This is a genomic window from Sphingomonas sp. FUKUSWIS1 (genome assembly GCF_000733135.1).
Taxonomy (GTDB): domain Bacteria; phylum Pseudomonadota; class Alphaproteobacteria; order Sphingomonadales; family Sphingomonadaceae; genus Sphingomonas; species Sphingomonas aerolata.
Genome location: NZ_JPJC01000027.1, coordinates 1 through 10,714, shown reverse-complemented (window position 1 = coordinate 10,714; position 10,714 = coordinate 1). Strand labels below are relative to the sequence as shown.

Genomic DNA, 10,714 nt, shown 5'->3' with positions numbered 1-10,714 from the left:
CCCGCCGACGGGATCAGCGTGTCCGTCGTCTTGCCCGCCGCCATCGGCGGGAACAGGCCGTGTGCCAGCTTGATCTTCTCGTCGATCGTCATCCGCGCGACGATCGCCTCGGCCCGCCGTCGCGCATCGGGTCCGGCGTCCTGCGCCGCCGTCGCTGGCGCCTTGGGCGGAGCAACCTTCACAGGCGTCTCGCGCGCCTCGACCATGGCGGCGATCCCTATCAGCGACACGCCCAGCATCAGCGCCCGATACCCCGTCGACATCCTCATTCCCTTCCGGTTTTCCGCCTCCCCCTGCAGACTGCGACACGCATCCGGCCGGGCTGTGGCACCATTGTCACTGTTCTCAGCATATTTAGTGAACGTTCACAACCAGCAGTCCAAATCCTTGACACGAATCGCGAAAAGGGAAAGTGAACGTTCACACGGAAGGCGCACTCATAGCGTCGGCTACAGGGAGGATTACCATGCGTGGCTTCACGGCTCGCTCGCTTTCGCGTCTTGTCATCGGCACATCGGCACTGGCGCTCGCCGCCATTCCCGGCGTCGCTCTGGCGCAGGATGCCGCAGCCACGGTCGGCAATCCCGGCCCGTCCGACATCGATCCGCAGGCCGCACCCGCCACGCCCGCCGATCCGAACGCGGTCACCGACGACATCGTCGTGACCGGCATCCGCGCATCGCTGCGCGAGGCGATCGACATCAAGCGCAACGGCCAGGGCGTGGTCGACGCGATCTCGTCCGAGGATATCGGCAAGTTCCCCGACACCAACCTCGCGGAATCGCTCCAGCGCATCACCGGCGTCTCGATCGATCGCTCGAACGGCGAAGGCTCGACCGTCACGGTCCGCGGCTTCGGTCCCGAATATAACCTCGTCACGCTCAACGGTCGCCAGATGCCGACCTCGACGCTCGGCGACGGGGCCAGCGCACCCGCCTCGCGCTCGTTCGACTTCGCCAACCTCGCCTCCGAAGGCGTCGCCGCGGTCGAGGTCTACAAGACCGGTCGCGCCGCGGTCCCGTCAGGTGGTATCGGCTCGTCGATCAACATCCGCACCCCGCGTCCGATCGACAAGCCCGGCACGCGCGGCAGCGTCGCCGTCAAGGGCGTGCTCGACAGCTCGCGCAACGGCAAGGATCCGATCACCCCCGAAGTGTCGGGCATCCTGTCCACCACCTTTGCCGACGACCGCATCGGCGTCCTGCTCAGCGGCGCGTATCAGCGGCGCAAGGCGAGCAACAATTCGGCGGGCGTCGGCTTCCGCGACGGCTTTCTCGGCGCGGAGAACAACTGGGGCACGCTCGCCCAGCCCGGCACGCCCGGCGGTGCGAACATCACCAACCGTCCCGGCCCGACCGACGTCTACGAAATTCCGCAAAGCGCCAATTACGATGTCGTCGACATCGATCGCGAGCGCATCAATGGTCAGCTCGTGCTGCAGGCCAAGCCGACCGACACGCTGACCGCCACGCTCGACTTCACCTATTCGAGCAACAAGGTCGAAGTCCGCAACAGCAGCGTCGGCATCTGGTTCAACTTCGGCGACACGCGCAGCGCCTGGACCGATGGCCCCGCGGCTGGCCCGGTCTTCTATTCGGAGAATTTCGCGCCCGGCAAGGATCTGTCGTACAGCAGCTCGCTGACCGCGAACAAGTCCGAGAACAAGTCGCTCGGCGGCAACCTCACCTGGGAAGCGCCAGGCAACGTCACGATGTCGCTCGACGCGCATCATTCGACCGCGGTGTCGAAGCCGACCAACGATTACGGCAGCAGCACGTCGATCGGTGGCGCGATCTTCGGCGTCCAGTCGCAGAGCATCAATTTCGAGAAGGACCTGCCGGTCATCTCGTACCAGATGTATCCCGGGATTGACCCGCTGAACGCGTCGCTGATCACGCCGACCGGCAACGCGTTCCGCAACGCCTATTTCAAGAACGAGATCAACCAGCTCCAGCTGAAGGGTCATTACGACCATGACGGCGATTTCCTGAGCAGCATCGACTGGGGCTTCTCCTATGTCGATAACAAGGTGCGCTCGGCTTACGGCTTCATCCAGAACGAGACCTGGGGCGGTGTCGACCCGCGCGGTGCGTCGTTCGGCGCGGCGGCCGTGCCCGACGATTTCTTCAACCTCACCAGCCTGCCCGACAAGTTCAAGGGTGTCGCCGGATCGAACGATCCCGCGCTGCCGCCGTCGATCTACACGTTCAATTTCGAGCAGATGGCCGAACTGCTGCGCTCGCAATATGCGATCTGCAGCGCACCGCAGACGGGCGTCGCGGCGGAAGGTACCTGTCTTGCCAATTACACCAACGATCGCCGCATCCGCGAACGCACGATCTCGCCCTATATTCAGTTCAACGGCAAGTTCGACATGTTCTCGATGCCGGCGCACCTCATCGGCGGCGTCCGCTATGACGAGACGCAGGTGAACTCGTCGGCGCTGGTGCCGATCCCGAACGGCACCCGCTGGACGGGCGCCAACGAATTCGCGCTCACCTACGGCGCCAATTCGTTCACCTCGCTGAAGGGCCGCTATCACAACTGGTTGCCCGCGGTCGATTTCGACATCGAACCGCTCCGCAACGTCAAGCTGCGCGCGTCGTACAGCCACACGATCACGCGCGCCGATTACGGCAGCCTGCAGGGTGGCCTGAACATCGACTCGAACCCGCGCATCGGCGGCGGCACCGGCAGCCAGGGCAATCCGAACCTCGTCCCCTTCAAGTCGAAGAACATCGATCTGTCGGCGGAATGGTATTACGGTGCCGAAAGCTACATCTCGGTCGGCTATTTCAACAAGGACGTGAAGAACTTCATCGGCACGACGCAGGTCAACACGTCCGCGTTCAACCTGCGCAACCCGGGCTCGGGCCCCCGCTATCGTCAGGCGGTCGCAGCACTTGGAACGACGGACAATCTCCAGGTTCGCGACTACATCCTGCGCAACTTCCCCGCCTCGTCGCAGGTCACGGGCACCAGCGATTCCGGTCTGCTGAACGGCAACATCTTCGGTCTGCCCGAGGACGATCTGTTCAACTTCCAGCTGAGCCAGCCGTTCAACAGCGACCAGACCGCCAATATCGACGGGTGGGAATTCGCGCTGCAGCACAGGCTCTGGAACACCGGGCTCGGCGTCATCCTGAACTACACGATCGTCAACGGCGACGCGAAATATGACAACACGCTCGATCCGAACATCGGCCAGTTCGCGCTGACCGGGCTCAGCGACAGCGCCAACGCGGTCGCCTATTACGACAAGAACGGCATCCAGGCGCGTGTGGCCTATAACTGGCGCGGCCAATTCTATGCCGGCGGCGCCTTTGATCCGCTCTATGTCGAATCCTATGGGCAGGTCGACGCCAGTGCGAGCTATCAGGTCACCACGGGGCTGGCCGTGTTCGGCGAGGTCATCAACCTCACCGGCCAGGGCCGTCGCGGTCACCGGCGCTCGGATAATTTCGCCACCTTCGCGCAGCCGGGCTATGCCCGCTACGCAGCCGGCCTGCGGTTCAACTTCTGACCCGCGGCGCCGCCGGCCTACGGAACGACCACTCCCCCGCGGGGGGTGGTCTTTTCGGCGCCCGGGCGGCACAGAATGACAGTATCGGACATGCAAACTGACGGGCTGGACATGGATCGCGCGATCACGTCGATCGTGATCGTCGGCGGTGGCACCGCCGGATGGCTCGCCGCGTGCCTCATCGCCGCCCGCGCGGACCGCGATACGGAGTACCCGCTTCAGGTCACCCTGATCGAATCGCCTGACGTCGCGACGATCGGCGTGGGCGAAGGCACGTGGCCGACGATGCGCCGTACGCTCGAACGGATCGGCATCTCCGAAACCGAATTCCTCCTCGCCTGCGATGCCGCGTTCAAACAGGGTTCGCGGTTCGACGGCTGGCGCACCGGCGCGCCCGACGACCGCTATCTCCACCCCTTCACGACCCCCGCCGATGCAGCCCCCCGCGATCTCGCCTCGGCCTGGTCCGACAGCGGTCTGGCCTTTGCCGAAGCGCTCTGTGCGCAACATGCCGTCTGCAGCCAGGACCTTGCCCCGCGTCAGCGCGCGATGCCCGATTATGCGGGCACGCTGAACTATGCCTATCATCTCGATGCCGGCAAGTTCGCCGCCCTGCTCGCCCGCCACGCGACCGAACGGCTCGGGGTGCGCCACCTGCGCGACCATGTCGTCGGCGTCGATGGCGTGGCCGATGGCGACATCTCTGCGGTCCGCACGCGCGCATCGGGCAGGATCGACGGCGACCTGTTCCTCGACTGCACGGGTCATGCCGCACTTCTGATCGGCGAGCATTACGGCGTCGGCACGATCGACCGCGGACGCGAACTCTTCAACGACCGCGCGCTCGCAGTCCAGCTGCCGGTCGCCGCCGACAGCGCGATCGCGTCGCAGACCAATGCCACTGCGCACGCCGCGGGCTGGATCTGGGATATCGGCCTGCCCGCGCGCCGCGGCATCGGCTGCGTCTATTCGTCCGCGCATCTCGACGACGACGCGGCGGCCGACACGCTCACCCGCTATCTGCGCGCGACCGCCCCCGACGCACCACTCCCCGACTTTCGCCCCCTGCGGTTCCAGTCGCGTCACCGCGACCGCTTCTGGCATCGCAACTGCCTTGCCATCGGTCTGTCCGCCGGGTTCCTCGAACCGCTCGAGGCATCCGCGATCGTGCTCGTCGAGCTCTCGGTCGAGGCGCTGCTCGACAATTTCCCGGCCACGCGCCGCACGATGGATCTCCACGCCGCGCGCTTCAACACGCTGTTCCGCTATCGCTGGGACCGGATCGTCGAGTTCCTCAAGCTGCACTATGTCCTCAGCCAGCGCGACGAACCCTATTGGTGCGACCACCGCGACTCCGGGTCGATCCCGCCGCGTCTCGCCGAGCTGCTCCAGCTATGGGCCGACCAGCCCCCGTCGCACGCCGACTTCCCGATGGTCGACGAGATCTTTCCCGCGGCGAGCTATCAATACGTGCTATACGGCATGGGCTTTCCCGCGCCGCGCCGCACGCCTGTCCGGACGGGCGCGCGCGGGGCCGCCGACATGCTGGTGCAGCAGGTCGACCGGCACGGTCGCATGCTCGCCGCCGCCCTGCCGACCAATCGCGCCTATCTCAATGCCCTGCGGCATGCGATGACAAGCGCTACCATGGAAACGAGAGCCTGATGCCCGACCACGCGATCCTGACGCCCGAAGATCACCGCGACCTGCGGATCCGCACCGACCGGTCGGATGCGCTGGGCGACGCCGTGATGGCGTGCATCACTGTCCCCAGCGAATTCCGGCGCGTCCAGACGCACTATCCGATCCTGTTCCAGCGCGACCAGACCCGCGACGGCTTCACCGCGCTCGCGATATTCGGGTTCGAGGCGGGCGAAAACCTGTTTCTCGAGGGCGGGCGCTGGGATGCCCGCTATCGCCCGCTCGCGATCGACAGCCAGCCCTTCCTCGTCGGTCGGGGGCCGGAAGGCTCGTCGCTGCGCCAGGTGCATATCGACCTGGCGAGCCCGCGGATTGGCGCGGGCGAAGGCATGCGCGTGTTCGACGATACCGGTCGCCCGACGCCGTTTCTCGAACGCATCGCCGATCAACTGCGCGCGCTCGACGAGGATTATGTCGCCGCGACCGCGTTCTTCGCCGCGCTCCAGCGCCACGACCTGCTCGAACCGCTGACGCTCGACGTCACGCTCGAGGACGGATCGAAGAACCGCCTGGTCGGCTATCACGTCATCGACGAGGATCGCCTGGAAGCGCTCGACCCCGCATCCGTCGCCGAGCTCCACGCCGAAGGCCATTTGTTGCCGATCTTCATGGCGCTCGCCTCGCTCGGCCAGATCGGGGATCTCGTCGCGCGCAAGAACCGACGGCTCGCGCATGGCTGACGCCGGCACCGCGGGGATCTTCGCTGCCCTGCCGCGGATCCGCGAAGTCGACATCAGCGGGCCGGCGGCGCTCGACACGCTGTTGCGCGAAGCGACGACGCCGTTCATCGTCCGAGGGCTCGTCGCCGACTGGCCGATGGTCGAGGCCGGTCAGCAATCGGGACGCGCGGCGCGCGATTATATCGAACGCCATGCCCGGCCCACGCCCTTTGCCGTCTCGGTCGGTGCGTCACAGAGTGGCGGCCGGCTGTTCTACGGCGACATGCAGGGCATGAACTTCCAGATGATGCGCGCGCCGCTGCCCGAGATCTTTGCGCGGATGACCGAGAATGAGGGGGTCGACGGCGCACCGTCCATCTATCTCGCCTCGATCGACATGCAGAATTTCTTCACCGGACTGCACGAGGCCAATCACGTCGATCTCGGCGACCGCACACCGCTCGCGAGCATATGGATGGGAACGCCGACGCGGATCGCGGCACATAACGACGCGCCCGATAACCTCGCCTGCGTCGCGGTCGGTCGTCGCCGCTTCACGCTGTTTCCGCGCGACCAGTTCCGCAATCTCTATCTCGGGCCGGTCGACAATACCCCCGCGGGCCGCGCGGTGAGCATGGTCGACTTCCACGACCCCGACTTCGCCGCCTTTCCCGGCTTCCGCGACGCCTTGGCGCAGGCGCAGGTCGCCGAGCTCGACGCCGGCGACGCGCTCTACATTCCGGCCCTGTGGTGGCACCATGTCGAGGGGCTTTCGGACTTCAACGTGCTGGTGAACTACTGGTGGCGCGACACACCCCGCTGGCTCGGCCAGCCACAGGATGCGCTCAACCACGCATTGCTCGCGATCCGCGACCTGCCCGAGGACGAGAAACGTCACTGGCGCGCCATGTTCGATCACTATGTCTTTTCGGACGACCCCGCGGTCGCGGCGCATATCCCCGAGCCCGAACGCGGCGTCCTCGCCCCGCTCACCCCCGACAGCGCAGGCAAGCTGCGCGCCTTCCTCCTGCGAGCACTCAGCCGATGACCACGCCCCCGATCCACCGCGTCGTCATCGCCGGCGGCGGCACCGCCGGCTGGATGGCCGCCGCCGCGATCGCGCGGACGATGGGCCGCACCGTCGCGGTGACGCTGGTAGAATCCGAGGCGATCGGCACCGTCGGCGTCGGCGAATCGACGATCCCGCCGATCGTGACGTTCAACCGCCTGCTCGGGATCAACGAAGCCGAGTTCATGCGAGAGACGCAGGCGACGTTCAAGCTCGGCATCCTGTTCGACAATTGGAAGGATCGCGGCGACACCTATTTCCATTCGTTCGGCACGACCGGCAAGGATCACTGGTCCGCGGGCTTCCAGCATTTCTGGCTGCACGGGCTGACCCGCGGCCATCATCAGCCGTTCGACGATTACTGCCTCGAACTGCGCGCCGCACTGCAGGGCAAGTTCGCGCATCTTCCCGATGGCCGGATGAACTATGCCTATCAGCTCGATTCAGGCCTCTACGCCCGCTTCCTGCGCAAGATGGCGGAGGCCGACGGCACGACCCGGGTCGAAGGCCGGATCGCGCAGGTCGAGCTGAACGGCGAAAGCGGCGACATCGCCGCGCTGACGCTCGACTCCGGCGCACGGATCGAGGGCGACCTGTTCCTCGACTGCACCGGCTTTCGCGCGCTGCTGATCGAACAGGCGCTGCATGCCGGGTTCGACGACTGGACGCATTTCCTGCCGTGCGATTCCGCGATCGCGGTCCAGACCGAGAGCGTCCGGCCGGCGCTGCCCTATACCCGTGCGATCGCGCACGATGCCGGATGGCAGTGGCGCATCCCGCTGCAGCACCGCACCGGCAACGGCATCGTCTATTGCAGCCGCTATCTCGATCACGATGCCGCGCTCGAGCGTCTGCTCGGCACCGTCGAGGGACCGACCCTGACCGAGCCGAACAGGATCCGCTTCGTCACCGGCGCGCGACGCCAGCAATGGCATCGCAACTGTGTCGCGATCGGCCTGTCCGGCGGGTTCATGGAGCCGCTCGAATCGACGAGCATCCATCTGATCCAGCGCGCCATCCTCCGTCTCCTGCGGATGTTCCCATCGGCCGGGATCAGCCCGCGCGACGTCGCCGAATTCAACGAACAGCAGCATACCGACATGCTGCAGATCCGCGATTTCCTGATCCTCCACTACAAGGCGACCAACCGCCGCGACAGCGCCTTCTGGCGGCAATGCGCGTCGATGCCGGTGCCCGACTCGCTCGCGCACAAGATCGCACTGTTTCGCGAAACCGGCCGCGTCTTCCGCAAAAATGACGAACTGTTCGCCGAAAACAGCTGGGTGCAGGTGATGCTCGGCCAGGGCATCGTCCCGGAGAGCTATCACCCGATCGCGACCAAGATGCGCGACGACGAACTTGTCCGGCTGCTCGGCGGGCTGCGCGACACGACCAACGCGACCGTCGACGCGCTGCCCGACCATGCCGCCTATGTCGCGCACTACTGCAGCACAGCGCCGTCCGCCTCGGCGGGATCCCCGCATCTTGGCTAGGCGCCGTCAGGCCGTGACGATCAAGCATGTTGCAGCGGACGCCGGCGTCTCGCTGCAGACGGTCAGTCGCGTCGTCAACAAGGAGACCGGCGTCCGCCCGCAAATGGCCGAGCGTGTGCAGGCGTCGATCGACCGGCTCGGCTATGTCCCCTCGATCGCCGCGCAGCGGATGGGCGGTTCGCGCTCCTATCTGATCCTCGCGCTCAACGACCGCGAACGCACGATCGCCGACTGGCGCGCGCGGCAGGGGACCGACTGGGTCGACCAGATGCTGCTCGGCGGGATGCTGACCTGCGCCGAACATGGCTATCGCCTGATCGTCGAGCTGGTCGATACGCATAGCGATCATATCGAACGCGAGCTGCTGGGCGCGATCGCGGCGCTGCAGCCCGACGGCGTGATCCTCACCCCGCCGCATTCGGGCAATCCGCTGATCATCGATCTGCTCGCGGCGCAGGACATCCGGTTCGTGCGGATCGGCTCGATCAGCGAAGGGCCCGGCGTCCGCCTGATGATGGACGACGCGCGCGCGGCGCGGATCGCGACCGAGCATCTCGTCGCGCTCGGCCACCGGCGGATCGGCTTCATCGCCGGGCCTGCCGAATATGAACTCAGCGGCTGGCGCGTCGATGGCTGGCGCGCGGCGATGGAGGATGCAGGGATCGACAGCACCGATCTGCTCGCATCGGGGGATTTCAGCCATGCCTCGGGCCGGGCCGCCGCCCGGACGCTGCTCGCGCTCTCCGAGCCGCCGACCGCGATCATCGGCAGCAACGACCAGATGACGCTCGCGACGCTCGAACTGGCGCGCGAAACCGGGCGGCGCGTGCCCGAGGATCTATCGCTGATCAGCTTCGACGACACGCCGATCATCCGCCTCGCCCACCCGCCGTTAACCGCGATCGTCCAGCCGATCGCCGAGGCGTCGGCGCGCGCGGTGAGCCTGATCATCGCCGGGCTGGCGGGCGATCCTCCGCCGGACGCACCGATCACGGTCGCGGCGGAACTGACGGTGCGCCGTTCGACCGCGCGCCCACCCGCGAGCGGCTGACCGGTCTGCTCGCGCCGGCGGGTCCGGCGGGCCTTGCGACGCACGGCCAACTCCCCCACAGGCGGCGCGGGGACGAACGGAGACCGTCATTTTCAATCTCATTTTCGCGACGCCCTGCCTGGTCGTCCTTGCCCGCTGGCTCTGGCCGCTGTCGATGTCGCTCTGGCTCAAGGCCGGCGTGGCGCTGCTGCTGCTGGTCGCCTCGCAGTTCCATTTCTGGAACCGGCTGTCCTCGGGATCGATCTTCGCGCCCGAGTTTCCGCGCGGCGTCGTCATCCTGTTCAACTGGGCGTTCGCGGCGATCGTGCTGCTCGCGATGCTCCAGCTGCTGCTCGACATCGGCACGCTCGCGACCGCGATCCTGCGTCGCAGCACCACCGCCGCGCCCGACGGGCTGCGCTATGCGATCGCGGGGCTCGCGGCACTGATCTCCGCGATCGGGGTCTCGAACGCGCTGCGCGTGCCGCCGGTCAAGGACGTCGCGGTCACGATCGCCGACCTGCCGCCGCAGTTCGAGGGGTATCGCATCCTCCAGCTCACCGATCTTCACATAAGCCGGCTGTTCCCCGCACGCTGGGCCGAGGCGGTGGTCACCCGCGCCAATGCGGCGGGCACGGACCTGATCGTCGTTACCGGCGATTTCATCGACGGATCGGTCGCGATGCGCCGCGCCGACGTCGCCCCGCTGCGCGCGCTCCGCGCCCCCGACGGCGTCTATGCGATCCCGGGCAATCACGAATATTTCTTCGATTACGCCGCCTGGATGCGGCACCTCGACGGACTCGGCTTCCGCATGCTCCCCAACAGCCATGCCGTGCTGTCCCGCGGCGACGCGCAGCTCGTGCTCGCAGGGCTCACCGATCTCTCCGCCCCCTCGGTCGGCCAGCCCGGTCCCGATCTCGACAGCGCGCTGCGCGGCGCGCCCGCGGGGGCACCGATACTGCTGCTCGATCACCAGCCCCGCAATGCGCGCAACGCCGCGGCACACGGCGTCGCGCTCCAGCTGTCGGGGCATACGCATGGTGGCGTCGCGCCCGGCTTCGACCGGCTATTCGCGCGCGCCAATGGCGGGTTCGTGTCCGGCCGCTACGACGTCGCGGGGATGACGCTCTATGTCGGCAACGGCACCGGGTTGTGGCCGGGCTTCGCGGTCCGGCTCGGCCGCCCGTCAGAGATGACGCGGTTCACGCTTCACGCCGCCGGGTCGGACGTCAATCC

Annotated in this window: 7 protein-coding genes and 1 pseudogene; 7 read left to right on the top strand and 1 reads right to left on the bottom strand. The window is 66.9% G+C overall.

Features of this window, described 5'->3' with window-relative positions; translation table 11 throughout:
• Nucleotides 1-263 (bottom strand): annotated as a pseudogene (locus tag sphsw_RS02820) (glycosyl hydrolase); the annotation flags it as partial.
• A 203-nt stretch (nucleotides 264-466) separates the two neighbouring features.
• Between sphsw_RS02820 and sphsw_RS02815 the strand changes: the two are divergent.
• The 7 genes from sphsw_RS02815 to sphsw_RS02785 form a co-directional block, all read left to right on the top strand.
• Nucleotides 467-3,523, top strand: coding sequence for a TonB-dependent receptor (locus sphsw_RS02815; RefSeq protein ID WP_031439281.1), 3,057 nt, complete (start codon nucleotides 467-469; stop codon nucleotides 3,521-3,523).
• Between the two features lie 111 nt (nucleotides 3,524-3,634).
• Nucleotides 3,635-5,188, top strand: a complete 1,554-nt coding sequence (locus tag sphsw_RS02810; protein ID WP_031439280.1) for a tryptophan halogenase family protein — start codon at nucleotides 3,635-3,637, stop codon at nucleotides 5,186-5,188.
• Entirely contained in the window at nucleotides 5,188-5,904 is a 717-nt protein-coding gene (locus tag sphsw_RS02805) for a SapC family protein (RefSeq protein WP_031439279.1), read from the top strand. Before sphsw_RS02810 ends, sphsw_RS02805 begins: the two co-directional genes overlap by 1 nt.
• Nucleotides 5,897-6,931 (top strand): cupin-like domain-containing protein, encoded by a 1,035-nt coding sequence (locus sphsw_RS02800; RefSeq protein ID WP_031439278.1) that lies wholly within the window; start codon nucleotides 5,897-5,899, stop codon nucleotides 6,929-6,931. The genes sphsw_RS02805 and sphsw_RS02800 overlap by 8 nt, the downstream gene beginning before the upstream one ends.
• Nucleotides 6,928-8,445, top strand: coding sequence for a tryptophan halogenase family protein (locus sphsw_RS02795; RefSeq protein WP_031439277.1), 1,518 nt, complete (start codon nucleotides 6,928-6,930; stop codon nucleotides 8,443-8,445). The genes sphsw_RS02800 and sphsw_RS02795 overlap by 4 nt, the downstream gene beginning before the upstream one ends.
• On the top strand, nucleotides 8,438-9,496 hold the full coding sequence (locus tag sphsw_RS02790) for a LacI family DNA-binding transcriptional regulator (protein ID WP_031439276.1): 1,059 nt from the start codon (nucleotides 8,438-8,440) through the stop codon (nucleotides 9,494-9,496). Before sphsw_RS02795 ends, sphsw_RS02790 begins: the two co-directional genes overlap by 8 nt.
• 154 nt (nucleotides 9,497-9,650) lie before the next feature.
• The coding region (locus tag sphsw_RS02785; RefSeq protein ID WP_152555361.1) for a metallophosphoesterase at nucleotides 9,651-10,714 on the top strand (1,064 nt) is incomplete at its 3' end.

What these genes read in the sequence shown, in the direction of transcription:
- sphsw_RS02815 (WP_031439281.1), top strand. Translation starts at nt 467, where the DNA reads ATGCGTGGCTTCACGGCTCGCTCGCTTTCGCGTCTTGTCATCGGCACA.
- sphsw_RS02810 (WP_031439280.1), top strand. Translation starts at nt 3,635, where the DNA reads ATGGATCGCGCGATCACGTCGATCGTGATCGTCGGCGGTGGCACCGCC.
- sphsw_RS02805 (WP_031439279.1), top strand. Translation starts at nt 5,188, where the DNA reads ATGCCCGACCACGCGATCCTGACGCCCGAAGATCACCGCGACCTGCGG.
- sphsw_RS02800 (WP_031439278.1), top strand. Translation starts at nt 5,897, where the DNA reads ATGGCTGACGCCGGCACCGCGGGGATCTTCGCTGCCCTGCCGCGGATC.
- sphsw_RS02795 (WP_031439277.1), top strand. Translation starts at nt 6,928, where the DNA reads ATGACCACGCCCCCGATCCACCGCGTCGTCATCGCCGGCGGCGGCACC.